At 60.4% G+C, this 20,234-nt stretch carries 19 protein-coding genes and 1 tRNA gene; 9 read left to right on the top strand and 11 right to left on the bottom strand.

The window, feature by feature from the left end:
• The first annotated feature begins 6 nt into the window (after positions 1 to 6).
• The 9 genes from tolR (at position 7) to nadA (ending at position 7,132) form a co-directional block, all read left to right on the top strand.
• The gene (tolR, locus tag CAF74_RS02515; protein WP_162130475.1) at positions 7 to 459 is read left to right on the top strand and encodes a protein TolR; all 453 of its coding nucleotides are present in this window, start codon (positions 7 to 9) and stop codon (positions 457 to 459) included.
• A complete protein-coding gene (tolA, locus tag CAF74_RS02510) occupies positions 459 to 1,463 on the top strand; it encodes a cell envelope integrity protein TolA (protein ID WP_085745202.1) in 1,005 nt (334 codons plus the stop codon). The genes tolR and tolA overlap by 1 nt, the downstream gene beginning before the upstream one ends.
• 17 nt (positions 1,464 to 1,480) lie before the next feature.
• Complete coding sequence (tolB, locus tag CAF74_RS02505) at positions 1,481 to 2,761, top strand: Tol-Pal system beta propeller repeat protein TolB (RefSeq protein WP_162831782.1); 1,281 nt, start codon at positions 1,481 to 1,483, stop codon at positions 2,759 to 2,761.
• 52 nt (positions 2,762 to 2,813) lie between these two features.
• The gene (gene pal, locus CAF74_RS02500; protein WP_003178634.1) at positions 2,814 to 3,311 is read left to right on the top strand and encodes a peptidoglycan-associated lipoprotein Pal; all 498 of its coding nucleotides are present in this window, start codon (positions 2,814 to 2,816) and stop codon (positions 3,309 to 3,311) included.
• Positions 3,312 to 3,317: 6 nt separating this feature from the next.
• Positions 3,318 to 4,157 carry a tol-pal system protein YbgF gene (gene ybgF / locus CAF74_RS02495; RefSeq protein WP_007951199.1) on the top strand — a complete coding sequence of 280 codons (840 nt, stop codon included), beginning with the start codon at positions 3,318 to 3,320 and terminating at the stop codon, positions 4,155 to 4,157.
• A gap of 164 nt (positions 4,158 to 4,321) precedes the next feature.
• Positions 4,322 to 4,969, top strand: coding sequence for a 7-carboxy-7-deazaguanine synthase QueE (gene queE / locus CAF74_RS02490; protein WP_007951198.1), 648 nt, complete (start codon positions 4,322 to 4,324; stop codon positions 4,967 to 4,969).
• Position 4,970: 1 nt separating this feature from the next.
• Positions 4,971 to 5,663, top strand: a complete 693-nt coding sequence (gene queC / locus CAF74_RS02485; protein ID WP_007951197.1) for a 7-cyano-7-deazaguanine synthase QueC — start codon at positions 4,971 to 4,973, stop codon at positions 5,661 to 5,663.
• 63 nt (positions 5,664 to 5,726) lie between these two features.
• Positions 5,727 to 5,802 (top strand) — tRNA-Lys (locus CAF74_RS02480).
• A gap of 271 nt (positions 5,803 to 6,073) precedes the next feature.
• Positions 6,074 to 7,132, top strand: a complete 1,059-nt coding sequence (gene nadA, locus CAF74_RS02475; protein ID WP_085689392.1) for a quinolinate synthase NadA — start codon at positions 6,074 to 6,076, stop codon at positions 7,130 to 7,132.
• 58 nt (positions 7,133 to 7,190) lie between these two features.
• Here nadA and CAF74_RS02470 read toward each other — a convergent pair whose 3' ends face one another.
• The 11 genes from CAF74_RS02470 to arcA all read right to left on the bottom strand — a co-directional run bounded on the left by CAF74_RS02470 (position 7,191) and on the right by arcA (position 20,219).
• Positions 7,191 to 7,679: an RDD family protein gene (locus CAF74_RS02470; protein ID WP_085745201.1), complete on the bottom strand. Its 489-nt coding sequence runs from the start codon at positions 7,677 to 7,679 to the stop codon at positions 7,191 to 7,193.
• 97 nt (positions 7,680 to 7,776) lie between these two features.
• Positions 7,777 to 7,989 (bottom strand): cold-shock protein, encoded by a 213-nt coding sequence (locus tag CAF74_RS02465; protein ID WP_011335634.1) that lies wholly within the window; start codon positions 7,987 to 7,989, stop codon positions 7,777 to 7,779.
• 404 nt (positions 7,990 to 8,393) lie between these two features.
• The gene (gcvT, locus tag CAF74_RS02460; RefSeq protein WP_085745200.1) at positions 8,394 to 9,518 is read right to left on the bottom strand and encodes a glycine cleavage system aminomethyltransferase GcvT; all 1,125 of its coding nucleotides are present in this window, start codon (positions 9,516 to 9,518) and stop codon (positions 8,394 to 8,396) included.
• Positions 9,519 to 9,611: 93 nt separating this feature from the next.
• Positions 9,612 to 10,988: an L-serine ammonia-lyase gene (locus tag CAF74_RS02455; protein ID WP_085745199.1), complete on the bottom strand. Its 1,377-nt coding sequence runs from the start codon at positions 10,986 to 10,988 to the stop codon at positions 9,612 to 9,614.
• Between the two features lie 75 nt (positions 10,989 to 11,063).
• On the bottom strand, positions 11,064 to 13,916 hold the full coding sequence (gene gcvP, locus CAF74_RS02450; RefSeq protein WP_085745198.1) for an aminomethyl-transferring glycine dehydrogenase: 2,853 nt from the start codon (positions 13,914 to 13,916) through the stop codon (positions 11,064 to 11,066).
• A 10-nt stretch (positions 13,917 to 13,926) separates the two neighbouring features.
• Complete coding sequence (gene gcvH, locus CAF74_RS02445; RefSeq protein ID WP_085745197.1) at positions 13,927 to 14,310, bottom strand: glycine cleavage system protein GcvH; 384 nt, start codon at positions 14,308 to 14,310, stop codon at positions 13,927 to 13,929.
• A 306-nt stretch (positions 14,311 to 14,616) separates the two neighbouring features.
• Entirely contained in the window at positions 14,617 to 16,125 is a 1,509-nt protein-coding gene (locus tag CAF74_RS02440) for a sigma-54-dependent transcriptional regulator (protein WP_085745196.1), read from the bottom strand.
• A 260-nt stretch (positions 16,126 to 16,385) separates the two neighbouring features.
• Positions 16,386 to 16,748, bottom strand: coding sequence for a DUF5064 family protein (locus CAF74_RS02435; RefSeq protein ID WP_011335628.1), 363 nt, complete (start codon positions 16,746 to 16,748; stop codon positions 16,386 to 16,388).
• Positions 16,749 to 16,810: 62 nt separating this feature from the next.
• Complete coding sequence (gene arcC, locus CAF74_RS02430) at positions 16,811 to 17,740, bottom strand: carbamate kinase (RefSeq protein ID WP_007951187.1); 930 nt, start codon at positions 17,738 to 17,740, stop codon at positions 16,811 to 16,813.
• 142 nt (positions 17,741 to 17,882) lie between these two features.
• Positions 17,883 to 18,893, bottom strand: coding sequence for an ornithine carbamoyltransferase (locus CAF74_RS02425; protein WP_007951186.1), 1,011 nt, complete (start codon positions 18,891 to 18,893; stop codon positions 17,883 to 17,885).
• Positions 18,894 to 18,962: 69 nt separating this feature from the next.
• Positions 18,963 to 20,219, bottom strand: a complete 1,257-nt coding sequence (gene arcA, locus CAF74_RS02420; protein WP_085745195.1) for an arginine deiminase — start codon at positions 20,217 to 20,219, stop codon at positions 18,963 to 18,965.
• Positions 20,220 to 20,234 lie beyond the last annotated feature (15 nt).

Here is a 20,234-nt window from a genome sequence, read left to right as displayed (position 1 = left end):
GCTTTAATCACTCGAGCCCGACACAAGCGCAAGCCGGTCGCCGAGATGAACGTAGTGCCTTACATCGACGTGATGCTGGTGCTGCTGGTCATCTTCATGGTGACTGCGCCGATGCTCAATCAGGGCGTGAAAGTGGATCTGCCCAAGGTTTCCAGCGAAGCCTTGCCGCAGGACAACAACACCCAGGTGCTGACCATTTCGATCAAGTCGGACAAGACCTACTACTGGAACCTTGGCAGCGAAGTCGACACCGAGAAGCAGCAGGACCGGGCCATGACCCTGCCACAGATGACCGACGCGGTGACCAAGATCATTCGCGCCGGCACTGAAGGCGGCAAGCGTACCCAGGTCTTCATCCGTGGCGACAAGTCCGTCGATTATGGCTCCGTCATGGGCGCCATGGGCGGGTTGCAGAAAGCCGGGGTCGGTAACGTTGGCTTGATCACCGAGGCGCCCTGATGCAGCAACAGCGAGAGCCGTCCGCCTCGGAAAGCTACTTCTGGCCTAGTGTCTGGGCGATTGGCTTGCACGTGCTGGTGTTCGGCATGCTGTTCGTCAGTTTCGCCCTGACTCCGGAGCTGCCGCCGGCCAAGCCGATTGTCCAGGCGACCCTGTACCAGCTGAAATCGAAAAGTCAGGCAACCACCCAGACCAATCAGAAGATTGCGGGTGAGGCGAAGAAATCCGCCGCACGCCAGACCGAAGTCGAGCAGATGGAGCAGAAAAAGGTCGAGCAGGAAGCGGTGAAGGCTGCGGAACAAAAGAAAGAAGAAGCGGCTCAAAAGGCCGAGGAAGCCAAGAAGGCCGATGAGGCGAAGAAAGCGGACGAGGCGAAGAAGGCTGATGAAGCCAAGAAAGCCGACGACGCGAAGAAAGCCGCCGAAGCCAAGAAGGCAGAAGAGAAACAATTGGCTGATATAGCCAAGAAGAAAGCCGAAGAAGAAGCCAAGAAGAAAGCTGAAGAAGAGGCCAAGAAAGCGGCCGCTGAAGAAGCCAAGAAGAAGATCGTCGAAGACGCGAAGAAGAAAGCTGCTGCCGATGCTGCGAAGAAGAAAGCGCAGGACGCGGCACGTAAATCCGCCGAAGACAAAAAGGCTCAGGCCCTGGCAGATTTGCTTTCGGACACGCCGCAGCGCCAGCAGGCCTTGGCCGATGAGCAGGGCGATGAAGTCGCGGGCAGTTTCGATGACCTGATTCGTGCGCGGGCAGCGGAAGGCTGGGCACGTCCACCTTCGGCACGCAAAGGCATGACGGTTGTGCTGCAGATCGGCATGTTGCCGGACGGTACGGTGACTTCGGTCAGCGTGGCCAAGTCCAGTGGCGACGGTCCGTTCGATGCGTCGGCAGTGGCAGCGGTCAAGAATATTGGACGTTTGACGGAAATGCAGGGAATGAAGCCGAGCGATTTCGCTCCGTATCGTTCATTCAAGATGACATTCACACCTGAGGATCTAGCCTTGTGAGAAACCTTCTTCGAGGAATGCTGGTCGTGATCTGCTGCATGGCAGGGATCGCGATGGCGGATGAAAAGAACATTCTGGTCACCAGCGGCAGCGATCGGGCAACTCCGATCGCCGTCGTACCGTTCGGTTTCCAGGGCGGTGCCGTCCTGCCGGATGACATGGCTGAAATCATTGGTAACGATTTGCGCAACTCGGGCTATTACTCGCCGATTCCAAAGCAAAACATGATCAGCCAGCCAAGCCAGCCGAGCGAAATCATCTTCCGTGACTGGAAGGCGGTGGGCGCGCAATACATGATGGTCGGCAGCATCGCGCCGGCCGGTGGCCGTCTGCAGGTGCAGTGGGCTCTGTTCAACGTCGCCACCGAGCAGAAAGTGGCTGACGGCAGTGTGTCCGGTACCACCGAACAACTGCGTGACATGGCGCACTTCATCTCCGATCAGTCGTTCGAAAAACTGACCGGCATTAAAGGTGCATTCTCGACTCGCCTGCTGTACGTCACAGCCGAGCGTTTCTCCGAGAAGAACACCCGTTACACCCTGCAGCGTTCGGACTATGACGGCGCCCGGGCCGTGACCCTGCTGCAATCGCGCGAGCCGATCCTGTCGCCGCGTTTTGCACCGGACGGCAAGCGTATCGCCTACGTTTCGTTCGAACAGAAGCGTCCGCGCATCTTCATGCAGAACATCGACACCGGTCGCCGCGAGCAGATCACCAACTTCGAAGGCCTGAATGGCGCGCCAGCCTGGTCGCCGGACGGCAATCGCCTGGCGTTCGTGCTGTCGAAAGATGGTAACCCGGACATCTACGTGATGAACCTCGGTTCGCGTCAGATCACCCGTGTGACCGCAGGTCCTGGCATCAACACCGAACCGTACTGGGGCAAGGATGGTTCGACCATCTACTTCACCTCCGACCGTGGTGGCAAGCCGCAGATCTACAAGACCAGTGCCGGTGGCGGTGGTGCCGAGCGTGTGACGTTCGTGGGCAACTACAACGCCAACCCCAAGCTTTCGGCGGATGAAAAGACCCTGGTGATGATCCATCGTCAGGACGGTTTCACCAATTTCAAAGTGGCGGCCCAGGATTTGCAGCGCGGAAGTGTAAAAATCCTCACTGATAGCACTCTGGACGAGTCGCCTACTGTTGCGCCCAACGGCACCATGGTAATCTACGCCACCCGCCAGCAGGGCCGGGGAGTCTTGATGCTCGTGTCCATTAATGGACGCGTGAGGCTCCCGCTTCCTACCGCTCAAGGCGAAGTCAGAGAACCGTCCTGGTCCCCTTACCTGAACTGACGCGGCGCTTTACGTTTTACTTAACACACTGGGGTTCATTAGGAGTTTCACGATGGAAATGCTGAAGTTTGGTAAATTTGCTGCGCTGGCTCTGGCCATGGCTGTAGCTGTAGGTTGCTCGTCCAAAGGCGGCGACAACGCCGGTGAAGGCGCTGTTGATCCAAACGCTGGTTACGGCGCAAACACTGGTGCAGTTGACGGTTCCCTGAGCGAAGAAGCTGCTCTGCGCGCAATCACCACCTTCTACTTCGAATACGACAGCTCGGACCTGAAGCCAGAAGCCATGCGCGCTCTGGACGTTCACGCCAAAGACCTGAAAGCAAACGGCGCTCGCGTTGTTCTGGAAGGCAACACCGACGAACGTGGTACTCGTGAGTACAACATGGCACTGGGCGAGCGTCGTGCGAAAGCCGTTCAGCGCTACCTGGTACTGCAAGGTGTTTCCCCAGCTCAGCTGGAACTGGTTTCCTACGGCGAAGAGCGTCCAGTTGCTACCGGCAACGACGAGCAGTCCTGGGCTCAAAACCGTCGCGTCGAACTGCGTAAGTAATTCGATATGCGAACGTGCCGTCGTGCTGTAACTGTTCTGGCTCTCAGCCTCGCGCCGCTTGCGGCATGGGCTGCGGTTCCTGTGGTCGATGACAACTCCGGTTATAACAATAGCGGGAGCAGTTATCCGCCTGCAGGTTACGGTACGAACGGCGCCTATGCCGGGGGAGCGGCTTCGGCCCCTGCCTCGGCAAACGGCATGCTGTTCAACCAACTGCAACAAATGCAGGATCAGATATCGCGCCAGCAAGGCGTGATCGAAGAACTGCAGAACCAAGTTTCGCGCATGAAGCAGGAATCCCTGGAGCGATACCAGGATCTTGATCGGCGTATAGGATCCGGCGTTGCACCTGCCGCGACTCCCGAGAATTCTTCTGCCGGTGGCGATGCAAGTGCTGCTGCCGGTGCCGCCGCTGGAGCCGGGGCCGCTGCGGCCGCCCAGGCACCTGCCGCGGGTGGCGAACCGGCTGATCCGGCCAAGGAAAAGCTGTATTACGACGCAGCTTTCGACCTGATCAAGGCCAAGGATTTCGACAAGGCCAGCCAGGCGTTTGCCGCTTTCCTGCGTAAATACCCGAACAGCCAATACGCGGGCAACGCCCAGTACTGGCTGGGTGAAGTGAACCTGGCCAAAGGCGATCTGCAAGGTGCAGGTCAGGCTTTCGCCAAGGTGTCGCAGCTGTATCCCAAGCACGCCAAAGTGCCGGATTCGCTGTACAAGCTGGCTGACGTAGAACGGCGCCTCGGTCATACCGACAAGGTCAAAGGCATTCTGCAGCAGGTGGTGGCCCAGTATCCGGGTACCTCCGCCGCTCAATTGGCCCAGCGCGATCTGCAACGCATGTAACAGCTTTGACCCGTTTGGAAGAAACCCGCGCTTGTCGCGGGTTTTTTCGTTAGAATTCACGCCCTTTTATGAAACACGCTTCTGGTGATCTACGCGTTGGCGGGGTTGCCTGAAGTGCCTGACGGAGGCGGACAGCCTGTTTAGCTGTTACGCCCGTGGCGACTATGCAAGACACATTGAGAATCACCGAAGTTTTCTACTCGTTGCAGGGGGAAACGCGGACTGCCGGGCTGCCCACTGTTTTCGTGCGCCTGACCGGTTGCCCGTTGCGTTGCCAATACTGCGACAGCGCCTACGCGTTCAGCGGTGGCACGATCCGTACCCTCGACGACATCCTCGAGCAAGTGGCCGGCTTTCGCCCGCGCTACGTCTGTGTCACTGGCGGTGAGCCGCTGGCACAACCCAATGCCATCCCTTTGCTCAAGCAGTTGTGCGATGCCGGCTACGAAGTCTCGCTGGAAACCAGCGGCGCCCTCGATATTTCGGCGGTCGATCCGCGAGTCAGTCGGGTGGTCGACCTGAAGACGCCTGACTCCAAAGAAGCCCATCGCAACCGTTACGAGAACATCGAACTGCTGACGCCCAACGATCAGGTGAAGTTTGTCATCTGCTCGAGGGAGGACTACGACTGGGCGGTATCGAAGCTGATCCAGTACGGTCTTGAGCGACGTGCGGGTGAAGTGCTGTTTTCTCCAAGTCACCACGACCTGAACGCTCGGGATCTGGCGGACTGGGTGGTGGCGGATAACCTGCCAGTGCGCCTGCAACTGCAGCTGCATAAATATCTATGGAATGATGAGCCGGGGCGCTGAGATGACTGAACAACTGAACACTAGCCAGAAACGTGCGGTAATCCTGCTGTCGGGTGGTCTGGATTCCGCCACTGTCGTGGCCATGGCCCGCGCTGAAGGCTACGCCTGTTACACCATGAGTTTCGATTACGGTCAGCGTTCCCACGCTGAACTGCATGCCGCTGCTCGCGTTGCCCGCGATCTGGGTGTGGTCGAGCACAAGGTGATCGGCCTGAACCTGAACGGTATGGGCGGTTCGGCCCTGACCGACACCAGCATCGATATCCCGGAAGAGCTGGGCGAAGGCATCCCGGTGACTTACGTGCCGGCGCGCAACACGGTTTTCCTGTCGCTGGCTCTGGGCTGGGCTGAAGTGCTCGGCGCCCGTGACATCTTTATCGGCGTCAACGCGGTGGACTACTCCGGTTACCCGGATTGCCGTCCGGAGTTCATCGAGTCGTTCGAGCGCATGGCCAATCTGGCAACCAAGGCTGGCGTCGAAGGCAATGGTTTCCGCATCCAGGCACCGCTGCAGAACCTGAGCAAGGCGCAGATCGTCCAGGCGGGCGTGAAGCTTGGCGTTGATTACGGGCTGACTGTTTCCTGCTATCAGGCCGACGATGACGGCCGCGCTTGCGGTAAATGCGACAGCTGCCGACTGCGTGCAGAAGGCTTCGCGGCGGCCGGAATCAGCGACCCGACACCTTATTTTTGATTTTTTTCAAATTAGGTGTTGAATAGTCCTTAAAAATCAGTATTATACGCGCCACCACACAGCGGGTCGTTAGCTCAGTTGGTAGAGCAGTTGGCTTTTAACCAATTGGTCGTAGGTTCGAATCCCACACGACCCACCATATTTGGCGGTTTAGAAAATCCGGAAGGCCCACGAAAGTGAGGATTTCCGGGTTTTTTTTTGCCTGCGATTCGGGCATCCCTCCCTTCGTTTCTTCCCGCCGTGACGCAGGTCAGAATCATCTTTTGTATCAACGGGATATTCTGTAGCCTTGCGCAGCTTCAATGCTGTCCGTGCCTGATAATACTCACTCTCCCGGCGGTACCCTCAAGCGGTCCGGAGCCGGGTGTATACTCGACTTTCGCGCGAATGCGCCTGCAGGTCTTGCGAACATGACGCAGATTTCCGAACGCCTTCTGGTACAAGCCCACCTCGACGCCAAGCAGCCCAAGCCGCTGACGGCCGAGGAAGAGGCTTATTACCGTTCCGCCATCGCCGCCGAGCTCAAGGCTCAGGACGCGGTGCTGGTTGCCCACTTTTATTGCGATCCGATCATCCAGGCCCTCGCCGAAGAAACCGGCGGTTGCGTTTCCGACTCCCTGGAAATGGCCCGCTTCGGCAACGCCCATCCGGCCAAGACCGTGGTGGTTGCCGGCGTGAAATTCATGGGCGAGACCGCGAAGATTCTCAATCCTGAAAAGCGCGTGCTGATGCCGACCCTGGAAGCGACCTGCTCGCTGGATCTGGGTTGTCCGGTGGACGAGTTCTCGGCGTTCTGCGATCAGCATCCGGAGCGCACCGTGGTGGTGTATGCCAACACCTCGGCCGCGGTCAAAGCCCGCGCCGACTGGGTAGTGACCTCCAGTTGCGCACTGGAAATCGTCGAAAGCCTTATGGACAACGGCGAAACCATTATCTGGGGCCCGGACAAGCATCTGGGCACCTACATCCAGCGTAAAACCGGCGCCGACATGCTGCTCTGGGACGGTGCCTGCATCGTCCACGAAGAGTTCAAGTCCAAGCAACTGGAAGACATGAAAGCGCTGTACCCGGACGCCGCCATTCTGGTGCACCCGGAGTCGCCGACCTCGGTGATCGAACTGGCGGACGCCGTCGGCTCCACCAGTCAGTTGATTGCTGCCGCGCAATCGCTGCCGAACAAGACCCTGATCGTCGCCACCGATCGCGGCATCTTCTACAAGATGCAGCAGCTGTGCCCGGACAAGGTCTTCATCGAAGCGCCAACCGCCGGTAACGGCGCGGCGTGTCGCAGTTGCGCACATTGCCCGTGGATGGCCATGAACACCCTTGAGCGCACGCTCAAGTGCCTGAAGGAGGGCTCGAACGAGATCTTCGTCGACCCGGCTCTCATTCCCCAGGCGATCCGCCCGCTCAAGCGCATGCTCGATTTCACTCAGGCCGCGCGTATGAAACTGGCCGGCAACGCCTGACCTTGCGACGCAAACAAAAACGCCCCGATTGGATCGGGGCGTTTTTGCATCTGGAGGATTATTTGGTTTTCTTCGGGATTCGCACGAGCTGCGTGTCGGAGTAGATGTCATGCCAGGCGCGTTTCTCTTTATCGAACAGCGACCAGAAGAAACCCAGGCCCAGACACAGCCACGACGCAATCGACACCATGAACCGCAGTAACGCCTGCCACAGGCTGATCGCGGTGCCATCGGCGTTCTGCACGCGAATGCCCCAGACCTGCATGCCCAGGGTCTGTCCGGCGTGAGTCCAGAACTTGGCGAAGAAGCCGAACAACACCAACAGCAGCACCGTGGAGTACAGTGGATCGCCGTCCAGTTGCCCGGCGTCGGTCAGAACCCGCAGACGCTCTTCACCGATGATCGCGGCCTGAATCATCTTGTAGACGCCACCGGTCACGATCAGCAGGGCGGTGCACAGCAGAAAGTCATAGAACATCGCTGCCAGACGACGGCCCAGGCCGACGGCGGGGAAATCGCCCTGGGGAGTGAGCAGGTGTTTCGACATGGCAGCCTCTGGACGGAAAGTGAAGCGCCATTTTACGGATTTGCGCCCACAAAAAAGCCCCTGATATCAATATCAGGGGCTTTTTCGTTACAGAAAATCAGGCTTCTGCGATGACTTCGTCAGCTTGCATGCCTTTCTGGCCTTGCACTGCAACGAAGGTCACTTTCTGGCCTTCTTTCAGGCTCTTGAAGCCGTTGCCCTGAATGGCGCGGAAATGCACGAACAGATCCGGACCGCTTTCTGGAGTGATAAAACCAAAACCTTTCTCGTCGTTAAACCACTTGACGGTACCGCTCTGACGTTGGGACATTTCTTATTTCCTTTGACGCAAAAATTGATGACAGTCTCCTTCTCATGAAAGAGTACTGGGGCTGGTTGCAGGAGAGTAAGAAGACGTCGAACGGGATGTAGCTAACTTGTAGGCTACTGCCCAGGTCACGATTCCAAGCTGACCCATGCAAACACAGTGGACAAACTCTACGCCAACTACGGGAGGAAAAACAAGCCCCGCGAAGGCCCCGGTTTTCCTGCCCTTGCCGGCACTTAGTCGGTCCACTAGTCCGGCTTATTCGATTGGCTTGTTCAATTGTTTTCGAACGTTATAAGCCAAGTTCATATTCGAATCGAATGTAAACGGAGTGCACTGTTTTATGGCGATCGCGTTACACATTAGTGCACGCATAACGCAATCGCGTTACTTATAGAAACAGTCAATCAACCGCGATAGTAGCGTTGTGGAACAAATGGCATTTTGCTTACAAGCAATGGCACCTTTTTCCCACGAACAATCGCCCAAACTGGCGTGTCGAGTGCGACGTAGGCGCTGTCCAGGTAACCCATGGCCAGCGGGCCGCCCAGAGTCGGGCCGAAACCGCCGCTGCACACGCTGCCGACGATCTCGCACGCTCCGTTGACGATTTCTGCACCTTCACGGACCGGCGTACGCTCTTGCGGCAACAGGCCGACGCGTTTGCGCTGAACGCCGTTCTGCTGTTGAGCGAAGACCTGTTCTGCACCCGGGAAACCACCGGCACGTGCACCATCGGCACGTCGAGGCTTGGAGATTGCCCACAGCAGGCTGGCTTCGATCGGGGTGGTCTCGGTGTTCATGTCGTGGCCGTACAGGCACAGGCCGGCTTCCAGGCGCAGCGAGTCACGGGCGCCGAGGCCGATGGCGGCGACTTCCGGTTCGGCGAGCAGGGCGCGGGCGAGTTTTTCTGCGTCGGCTGCCGGAACCGAGATTTCGAAACCGTCTTCACCTGTGTAGCCCGAACGGCTGACAAAGCAGTCAACGCCCAGCAGCTTCACGCGGGTGAATTGCATGAAAGTCATTTTCGCCACTTCCGGCGCCAGGCGCGCCAGCACGGTCACGGCAGCCGGGCCTTGCAGGGCGAGCAGGGCGCGTTCTTCGAACAGTTGCTCGATCTTGCACTGGTCGCCGATGTGTTTCTGCAGATGGGCCAGGTCCTGGTCCTTGCACGCGGCGTTGACCACCAGGAACAACTCGTCGTTGCCGAGGTTGGCGACCATCAGGTCATCGAGGATGCCGCCGGTTTCGTTGGTGAACATAGCGTAGCGCTGCATGCCCACCGGCAGGTCGATGATGTCCACCGGCACCAGGGTTTCCAGGGCTTTGGCGGCATTGGCGCCGGTCAGGCGGATCTGGCCCATGTGCGAGACATCGAACAGCCCGGCCTGCTCACGGGTGTGCTGGTGTTCTTTCATCACGCCCAGCGGGTATTGCACCGGCATGTCGTAGCCGGCGAACGGCACCATGCGGGCGCCGAGTTCGATGTGCAGAGCGTGCAGCGGGGTTTTCGACAGTTGTTCGGTGGACATGCGTGACTCCTTGATTCACACCAACCCTCTCCCGGAGGGAGAGGGGGCCAGTTTTGTGTTCTCTCCCAAAGGGAGAGCGAGTTTATGGCGCGATCAGCACTCGATAATGTTGACCGCCAGACCGCCACGGGCGGTCTCCTTGTATTTGCTTTTCATGTCGGCGCCGGTCTGGCGCATGGTGCGGATGACCTTGTCGAGGGAGACGAAGTGCTGCCCGTCTCCGCGCATGGCCATGCGCACGGCGTTGATCGCCTTGACCGAACCCATGGCGTTGCGCTCGATGCACGGCACCTGCACCAGCCCGCCAATCGGGTCACAGGTCAGGCCGAGGTTGTGTTCCATGCCGATTTCAGCGGCGTTTTCGACTTGCTGCACGCTGCCGCCAAGGACTTCGCACAGCGCGCCGGCCGCCATCGAACAGGCCACGCCGACCTCGCCCTGACAACCGACTTCGGCACCGGAGATCGAGGCGTTTTCCTTGTACAGAATGCCGATGGCCGCGGCGGTGAGCAGGAAGCGCACCACGCCGTCATCGTTCGCACCGGGAATGAAGCGCATGTAGTAATGCAGCACCGCAGGGATGATCCCCGCTGCGCCATTGGTTGGTGCCGTGACCACGCGCCCGCCGTTGGCGTTTTCTTCGTTGACGGCGAGGGCGTAGAGGTTGACCCAGTCCAGCACCGACAGCGGATCGCGCAGCGACGATTCCGGGTTCTTGCACAGTTGCCGGTGCAACGCCGCCGCCCGCCGCTTGACCTTGAGGCCACCCGGCAGGATGCCTTCGTTGCGACAGCCGGCGGCCACGCAGTCCTGCATCACTTGCCAGATTTTCAGCAGGCCGGCGCGGGTTTCCGCTTCCGGGCGCCAGGCGCTTTCGTTGGTCAGCATCACCTGGCTGATCGACAGCCCGTAGGTGGCGCAGTGACCGAGCAAGTCCTTGGCACTTTTGAACGGGAAGGTCAGCGGGGTGGCGTCTTCGACGATCCGGTCGGCGCCGGCCGCGTCTTCGTCGACCACAAACCCACCGCCGACCGAGTAGTACTCGCGGCTGCGGATCTGCAATCCCGCCGCATCGAAGGCGCGGAAGATCATGCCGTTGGGGTGATAGGCCAACGGCTTGCGGATCATTGCCAGGTGTTCTTTCTCGTTGAACGCAATGCTGTGTTCACCGAGCAGGTTCAAACGCCCGTTGCCACGAATCTCCGCGAGACGGGCGGCGACGGTTTCGGTATCCACGGTGTCCGGGTGTTCACCTTCCAGGCCCAGCAGTACGGCCTTGTCGCTGCCGTGACCCTTGCCAGTGGCGCCGAGGGATCCGTACATCTCGACCCTGACGCTGGTGGTGGCCGACAACAGGTTTTCCCGACGCAGGCCTTCGACGAAGCGCGCAGCCGCGCGCATCGGGCCGACGGTGTGGGAGCTGGAGGGGCCGATGCCAATCTTGAACAGGTCGAACACGCTTAACGACATGGTTGTTCTCCGGTTTCTTGTTATAGGCACATCAGGCACGCATGAAAGGGGCGGGCTAACCCGCCCCTTTACAGGTCAAGCGTAGCTTTCGATCGACGGGCAGGCGCAGACCAGGTTGCGGTCGCCGAACACGTTGTCGACGCGACCGACCGGCGGCCAGTATTTGCCTTCGATCAACGACGCCACCGGGTACACCGCCTGTTCGCGGCTGTACGGGTGAGTCCACTCGCCAACCAGTTCCGCTGCGGTGTGCGGAGCGTTCTTCAGCGGGTTGTCGTCCTTGTCCAGGGTGCCGTTTTCCACTGCGCGGATTTCTTCGCGGATGCGGATCATGGCGTCGCAGAAGCGATCCAGTTCTTCCTTGGATTCGCTTTCGGTCGGCTCGATCATCAGCGTGCCGGCCACCGGGAACGACATGGTCGGGGCGTGGAAGCCGAAGTCGATCAGACGCTTGGCGACGTCATCGACGCTGATGCCGCTGCTGTCTTTCAGCGGACGCAGATCGAGGATGCACTCGTGCGCCACCAGACCGTTGCTGCCGGTGTAGAGCACTGGGTAGTGCTCTTCCAGGCGACGGGAAATGTAGTTGGCATTGAGGATCGCCAGTTGCGAAGCGCGCTTCAGGCCTGCGCCACCCATCATGCGAATGTACATCCAGGTGATCGGCAGAATGCTCGCGCTGCCGAACGGTGCTGCGCAGACCGCGCCTTCCTTGCGTTCCATGTGGCCGTGGCCTGGCAGGAACGGAGTCAGGTGCGATTTCACGCCGATCGGGCCGACGCCCGGGCCGCCACCGCCGTGCGGAATGCAGAAAGTCTTGTGCAGGTTCAGGTGCGAGACGTCGCCGCCGAACTTGCCCGGTGCGCAGAGGCCGACCATCGCGTTCATGTTGGCGCCGTCGATGTACACCTGGCCGCCGTTGTCATGAATGATGCCGCAGATTTCGCGGATGCCTTCTTCGAACACGCCGTGGGTCGACGGGTAAGTGATCATCAGCGCCGCGAGGTGTTCGCGGTGCTCGATGGCCTTGGCGCGCAGGTCTTCGATGTCCACGTTGCCACGGGCGTCGCACGCGGTCACGACCACGCGCATGCCGGCCATGTTGGCGGTCGCCGGGTTGGTGCCGTGGGCGGACGACGGGATCAAACAGATGTCGCGACGGTCTTCGCCACGGCTCTGGTGATAGGCGCGAATCGCCAGGAGACCTGCGTACTCACCTTGGGAACCGGCGTTCGGTTGCAGGGAGATCGAGTCGTAACCGGTGGCGGCGCAGAGCATCGCTTCCAGTTCGTCGGTCAGTTGCTGGTAACCGGCGCTTTGCTCGGCCGGGGCGAACGGGTGCAGGGCGCCGAATTCGGCCCAGGTCACCGGGATCATTTCGCTGGCGGCGTTGAGTTTCATGGTGCACGAGCCCAGCGGGATCATGGTGCGGTCCAGTGCCAGGTCCTTGTCCGCCAGTTTGCGCAGGTAGCGCATCAGCTCGGTTTCCGAGTGATAACGGTTGAACACCGGGTGTCTGAGGATCGGCGATTGACGTACCAGCGCGGCTGGAATAGTGCTTTGCGCGGCAGCGGCGAGAGCAGCGAAATCCGGCAGGGTCTTGCCGTCGGCGAACAGGCCCCACAGGGTTTCGATGTCGGCCTGGGTGGTGGTTTCGTCGACCGACAGGCCCAGACGCTGGGCGTCGATCACGCGCAGGTTGATCTGTTGAGCGCGAGCCTTGTCATGCAGCGCGGCAGTTTGCGCGCCGGTGGCCAGGGTCAGGGTGTCGAAGAAGCTGGCTTGCTCGACGGTCACGCCCAGTGCGCTCAGGCCCTTGGCCAGGATCGCGGTCAGGTGATGCACGCGGTTGGCGATCTGGGTCAGGCCTTTAGGGCCGTGGTACACGGCGTACATGCTGGCGATGTTGGCCAGCAGCACTTGCGCGGTGCAGATGTTCGACGTGGCTTTCTCGCGGCGGATGTGTTGCTCGCGGGTCTGCATCGCCAGACGTAGGGCCGGCTTGCCGAAGCGGTCAACCGAGACACCGACCAGACGGCCCGGCATGTCGCGCTTGAACGCATCTTTGGTGGAGAAGTAAGCCGCGTGCGGGCCACCGAAGCCCAGCGGCACGCCGAAACGTTGGGCGCTGCCGATCGCCACGTCGGCGCCGAATTCGCCCGGCGGGGTCAGCAGGGTCAGGGCCAGCAGGTCAGCGGCCACGGCCACCAGTGCGTTGGCGGCGTGGAAGCGTTCGGTCAGTTCGCGGTAGTCGAACACATCACCGTTGCTGGCCGGGTATTGCAGCAGCGCGCCGAAGAACGGCGTCACGTCGGTCAGTTCGCGTTCATCGCCCACGACCACGTCGATGCCCAGCGGCTCGGCACGGGTGCGCAGCACGTCGAGGGTTTGCGGGTGGCTGTGGATCGAGGCGAAGAATTGGTGGCTGCCCTTGTTCTTGCTCAGGCGTTTGCAGAAGGTCATGGCTTCGGCAGCGGCGGTGGCTTCGTCGAGCAGGGATGCGTTGGCGATCGGCAGGCCGGTGAGGTCGCTGATCAGGGTCTGGAAGTTCAGCAGCGCTTCGAGACGGCCCTGGGAAATTTCTGGCTGGTACGGGGTGTAAGCGGTGTACCAGGCCGGGTTTTCCAGCAGGTTGCGCAGGATCGGCGATGGCGTGTGGCAGTTGTAGTAGCCCTGGCCGATGTAGGTCTTGAACAGCTGGTTCTTGCCGGCGATGCCTTTGATCATCGCCAGGGCATCGGCTTCGCTCAGGCCATCGTCGAGGCCGAGTACGCTGGTGCCCTTGATGCTTTCCGGGATGACGCTGGCGCTTAGGGCTTCGAGCGAGTCGAAGCCGAGGCTGTTGAGCATGGCTTGCTCGTCACCGGCGCGCGGGCCGATGTGACGGGCGATGAATTCGTTGGCGGTGCCGAGATTTACTTGGGTCATGTCAGGTTCCTCAGGCTTCGGCTTGGGCTTTGATCAGGCGGTCGTAGGCGTCCTGATCCAGCAGCTTGGCGACGGCCGAAGCGTCGACTGGCTTGAAGCGGAAGAACCAGCCTTCGCCCAGCGGATCTTCGTTGACCAGCTCAGGGCTGTCTTCCAGGGCCGGGTTGGTGGCCAGGACTTCACCGTCCAGTGGCATGTAAACGCCGCTGGCGGCTTTTACCGATTCCACGGTGGCGGCTTCGGCGCCTTTCTCGTACGCCTGCAATTCAGGCAGTTGCACGAACACCACGTCGCCCAGGGCGTTCTGCGCGAACGCGGTGATGCCAACGGTGACAGAACCATCGGCTTCGGCGCGCAGCCATTCGTGATCTTCAGTAAAACGCAACTCGCTCATGGAATCTCCTAGGGGCCAGACTCGTCTGGTGGACGCGGTGGAATACTCGGGCGGCAATGCCCTGATTTTATGAGCGGTTACTTAGCAAGAACGCGGCCAACGTAAAAATATCGTTATAAATCAATGGCTTGATTGATTTTCGAGTAGACGCGAGTACGTTGGCTGTAGCGAAATCGCTACAGTGTGAGGCGAAGAAAAAAGCTGAACCGGATCAAAGCCTTGCACAGCGGTGATCGGAGGAGGGTGTAGCGATATCGTTCCGCTGTAGCGCTTTCAGTACAGATGGAGGTCGTTTTTGGCGCGGTCTCAGGCTTTGTCCGGAATCCCGTACTTGCGCAGCCGATGGGCAATTGCGGTGTGCGAGGTTTGCAGGCGGCTGGCCAGTTGGCGGGTCGAGGGATAGCTGACGTAGAGTTTTTCCAGCAGCGATTTCTCGAAGGCTTCGACGGCTTCTTCGAGGCTGTCGACGTCGGTGTCGGTCTGGCGTGCCACGGAGGTGCCGGCGATATCGAGGTCGCCGATGTCCACCAGGCTGCTTTCGCAGATGGCGGCGGCGCGGAAGATCACGTTCTGCAATTGCCGCACGTTGCCCGGCCAGCGGTTGCCGAGCAGCGCCGGGTAGGTGCCCGGTGCGAGGCGGCAGACCGGGCGCTGGATCTGCGCGCAGGCCTGCTGCATGAAATAGCGCGCCAGCAACAGAATGTCCTGACCGCGTTCGCGCAACGGCGGCACTTCAACGTTGAGCACGTTGAGGCGGTAGAACAGGTCTTCGCGGAACAGGCCTTCGCTGACCATTTTCTCCAGGTCGCGGTGGGTCGCGCTGAGGATCCGCACGTTGACCTTTACCTCACGATCGCCACCGACCCGACGGAAGCTGCCATCGTTGAGAAAGCGCAGCAGCTTGGCCTGCAAGTACGGCGACATCTCGCCGATCTCGTCAAGGAACACGGTGCCCTGGTTGGCCAGTTCCATCAGCCCCGGTTTACCGCCGCGTTGTGCGCCGGTGAAGGCGCCGGGGGCGTAGCCGAACAGTTCGCTCTCGGCGAGGTTCTCCGGCAGGGCCGCGCAGTTCAGCGCGAGGAATGGCGCGCTGTGCCGGGCGCTGATGGCGTGGCAGGCGCGGGCCACCAGTTCTTTGCCGGTGCCGGTTTCGCCCTGGATCAACAGCGGCGCATCGAGGGCCGCGACGCGCTGGGCGCGGGCCTTGAGGGTGCGGATTGGCGGCGATTCACCGAGCAGCGCATCGAAACCTTCGGCGTGATCGTGATGCAGCGCCGAGAGTTGTTCGCCGATGCGGTTCGGCTGATACAGGGTCAGCAGGGCGCCGGCGTCGGTGATCGGCGTGGCGTCGAGCAACAGGGTCTGGCCGTTGACGGTGATTTCTCGCAGCGGCAGGCGGAAGCCTTGTTCGAGCAGGGTTTCGAGCAGGCCCGGATCGTTGAACAGTTCCGAAACGCTTTCACCCGCTGGCTCACGGCCGTACAGGGCGATCAGTGCCGGGTTGGCCAGCAGTACCTTGCCGGCGCTGTCCAGCGCCAGTACCGGGTCGGTCATTGCCGCGAGCAACGCGTCGAGCTGCAAGTGCCGACGCTGGCCGGGGAGGATGTCGACCACGGTTACTGCTTCTACACCACGCACGCGAAACAGCGCATCTTTCAGTTCTTCGAGCACTTGCGGGCTCAAGGTCGGGGCGTCGATGTAGACGTTGGGCGGGATCATCTCCACCGCATCCAGATTGAGATTGCGCCCACCGAGGATAGCCAGGACTTCCTGGGTGATGCCGACGCGGTCGATGAAGCTGACGTGGATACGCATGGGGCGGTTCTGGGTTCTGGAGTGCGGAGGGGGGCAAGTATGCCTTAAATCAAAAGCACCCTCACCCCAGCCCTCCCGAAGCGTCGGACCGCCCGGAGGGAGAGGGAGCTGACCGAGGTGTCTGAGGTTTGACATCGACCTGAAAGAACCAGTCGATTATGGATTCGGTAAAGCAGGTTCAGGTCGGCGTAACTCTGAAATATCCCCGGATCAGTCCCCTCTCCCTCCGGGAGAGGGTTAGGGTGAGGGGCTTTTGGGGGTTACTCGAAATGCTCGGGATTGACCGGATCCCCGGATTTCATATTCAACTTCATGCGGATGTCTTCAAACATCAGGTCGTAATGCTTGTGCACCGAGCCGATCTGGCTGTGGCTCTTGGGGATCCCGTACTTTTCGGCGATCTGCGTCACGTTACGAGCGAAGTTATAAGCCTCTTCCTTGGGCAGAAAGAACGGTTCGTTGACCTCTTTGCCCTGCATGCTGCCATGCAGGGTGAACTGTATCCCTTTGCCTTTCTGGGGATCGGTGAACACTTCATAGTCGAGGTGCACGTTGTAATTGACGTCGTCGTCAGTCAACGCATGCCGCTCAATATGCAAATGACCGGGTTCGAACTGGGCCATGGGTTTCTCCTTTCAAGGCATGGGAGAAGGGCAGACATGAAGTCTGCCCCCGGAGTTTCTTTTTATCGGTAGGTGATGCCCGGCGCTGCCGTGCTGACCCGCGTACCGGCGGTGCCCTGAACGATGGCTTCGATGTCCGAGAGCGAACCGATCACCGCGACCTTGCCAGTATGGCGTGCAAATTCACAGGCTGCCTGCACCTTCGGCCCCATGGAGCCGGCGGCGAAGCCCAGGCGTTCGAGTTCGTCCGGGTGGGCCTGGGCGATGGCTTTCTCGGTGGGTTTCTTGAAGTCGATGTACGCCGCGTTGACGTCGGTGGCGATCACCAGCAAGTCCGCCTCCAGCTGTTCGGCCAGCAGCGCCGAGCACAGGTCCTTGTCGATCACCGCTTCGATGCCTTGCAGCTTGCCGTGCGCGCCATACATGGTCGGGATGCCGCCACCGCCGGCGCAGATCACGATGCTGCCCTTGTCCAGCAGCCACTTGATCGGGCGGATTTCGAAGATGCGTTTCGGCCGGGGGCTGGCCACCACGCGCCGGAACTTGTCGCCGTCCGGGGCGATGGCCCAGCCTTTTTCGGCGGCGAGTTTTTCTGCTTCGGCTTTCTCGTAGACCGGGCCGATCGGTTTGGTCGGGTTCTTGAAGGCCGGGTCGTTGGCGTCGACTTCGACCTGGGTGAGCAGGGTGGCGAACGGGACTTCGAAGTCCAGCAGGTTGCCCAGTTCCTGTTCGATGATATAGCCGATCATGCCTTCGGTTTCGGCACCGAGCACGTCCAGCGGGTAAGGGGTGACGGAAGTGTAGGCCGCCGCCTGCAACGACAGCAGGCCGACTTGCGGACCATTGCCGTGGGCGATGACCAGTTGGTTGCCGGGATGGATCTTGGCGATTTGCTCGGTGGCGATGCGGATGTTGGCGCGCTGGTTGTCAGCGGTCATCGGCTCACCACGGCGGAGCAGGGCGTTACCGCCCAGAGCTACGACGATACGCATGGTGCATGTCCTTTTCGTGTTGATCGTTCCCACGCTCCCGCGTGGGAATGCATCCCGTGACGCTCTGCGTCACAGCTGACGCAGAGCGTCCGGGGGCGGCGTTACCACGCGGAGCGTGGGAACGATCAGTGCCAAAGCCGGGTTACAGGTCTGCCAAAGTCGACACCAGAATCGCCTTGATGGTGTGCATGCGGTTTTCCGCTTGCTCGAAGGCGATGCAGGCAGGCGACTCGAACACGTCGTCGGTCACTTCGATGCCGTTTTTCAGGTGCGGATACTGTTCGGCAATCTGTTTGCCGACCTTGGTATCGCTGTTGTGGAACGCCGGCAGGCAGTGCATGAACTTGGTGCGCGGGTTGCCGGTGGCTTTCATCAGCTCGGCGTTGACCTGATACGGCAGCAGTTGCTGGATTCGCTCGGCCCAGGCTTCAACCGGCTCGCCCATCGATACCCAGACGTCGGTGTGGATGAAGTCCACGCCTTTGACCGCCGCTTTCGGGTCTTCGGTCAGGGTGATGCGGGCGCCGCTTTCCTCTGCGTATTTTTTGCAGCGATCCACCAGATCATCGTGCGGCCACAGGGCTTTCGGCGCGCAGATGCGCACGTCCATGCCGAGTTTGGCGCCGACCAGCAGCAGCGAGTTGCCCATGTTGTTGCGCGCATCGCCCAGGTAGGCGTAGCTGATCTCGTGGATCGGCTTGTCGGCGTGCTCACGCATGGTCAGCACGTCGGCAATCATTTGCGTCGGGTGATATTCATCGGTCAGGCCGTTGAACACCGGTACGCCGGCGAACTTGGCCAGCTCTTCGACGATTTCCTGTTTGAAGCCACGGTACTCGATGGCGTCGTACATGCGACCCAGCACGCGGGCTGTGTCCTTCATGCTTTCCTTGTGGCCGATCTGCGAGGAATTCGGGTCGATGTAGGTGACGTTGGCGCCCTGGTCATAAGCGGCGACTTCGAATGCGCAGCGGGTACGGGTTGAGGTTTTTTCGAAGATCAGGGCAATGTTGTTGCCCTTCAGGTGTTGCTGCTCGGTACCGGTGTACTTGGCGCGCTTGAGGTCGCGGGACAGGTCGAGCAGGTAGCGCAGCTCACGTGGGGTGTGGTGTTCCAGGCTGAGCAGGTTACGGTTGTGAATGTTGAACGCCATGATGATTCTCCTTGGATTCGGTAATCGGCCCGGCCGCTACGGGATAGGTGCGGCCGGGGAGATGGTCGTTTAGTAATCGATAGGGTCGCGGATGATCGGGCAAGTCATGCAGTGGCCGCCGCCGCGGCCACGACCGAGTTCGCCGGCGCTGATGGTGATGACCTCCACGCCCGCCTTGCGCAGCAGGGTGTTGGTGTAGGTGTTGCGGTCGTAGCCGATGACCACGCCCGGCTCCACGGCCACCACGTTGTTGCCGTCATCCCATTGCTCGCGTTCGGCGGCGAAGCTGTTGCCGCCGGTTTCGACGACGCGCAGTTTCGGCAGGTTGAGGGCTTTGGCCACGACGTCGAGGAAGGTGCCTTCTTCGCGACGGATGTCGATGCCGCCCTGTTTGCTTTCGTCAGGGCGCAGGGTGAAGGCGACGATCTGGTTGACCACTTCCGGGAAGATCGTGACCAGGTCGCGGTCGCAGAAGCTGAACACGGTATCGAGGTGCATCGCCGCGCGGGATTTCGGCAGGCCGGCGACGATGACTTTTTCCACGGCCTTGTTCTTGAACAGGTTCAGCGCCAGTTGGCCGATGGCCTGACGGGATGAACGCTCGCCCATACCGATCAGCACCACACCGTTGCCGATTGGCATGACGTCGCCGCCTTCCAGAGTGGAGCTGCCGTGATCCTTGTCCGGGTCGCCGTACCAGATCTCGAACTCGGCGTTGGTGAATTGCGGATGGAATTTGTAGATAGCGGTGGTCAACAGGGTTTCCTGACGACGCGCCGGCCAGTACATCGGGTTCAGCGTCACGCCACCGTAGATCCAGCAGGTGGTGTCGCGGGTGAACTGGGTGTTCGGCAGCGGCGGCAGAATGAAGCTGGAGTGGCCGAGGAAGTCGCGGAACATCTGGATGGTCTTGCCACCAAAGCTGTCCGGCAGATCATCGGCGGAGACGCCGCCAATCAGGAATTCGGCGATGTGTCGCGGCTCCAGGCTTTTCAGCCAGGATTTGACTTCGTTGATCAGGCCCAGGCCCACCGAATCGGCGGTGACCTTGCGCTCGAGGATCCAGTCCAGCGCTTCGGGGATGGCGACGATGTCGGTCAGCAGGTTGTGCATTTCCAGCACGTCGATCCCGCGCTCACGCATCTTGGTCACGAAGTCGAAGTGGTCGCGCTTGGCTTGAGCGACCCACAGCACGTCATCGAACAGCAGTTCATCGCAGTTGTTCGGGGTCAGCCGCTGATGGGCCAGACCTGGGGAGCAAACCATGACTTTGCGCAGTTTGCCGGCTTCGGAATGGACGCCGTACTTAACTTTTTCCGTGGTCATTTCAGTGATCCTCCA

This window comes from Pseudomonas sp. R45(2017), from assembly GCF_002112305.1.
GTDB lineage: Bacteria > Pseudomonadota > Gammaproteobacteria > Pseudomonadales > Pseudomonadaceae > Aquipseudomonas > Aquipseudomonas paraglycinae.
The sequence above is the reverse complement of the archived record's forward strand: the minus strand, read 5'-3'. Positions and strand labels throughout refer to the sequence as shown.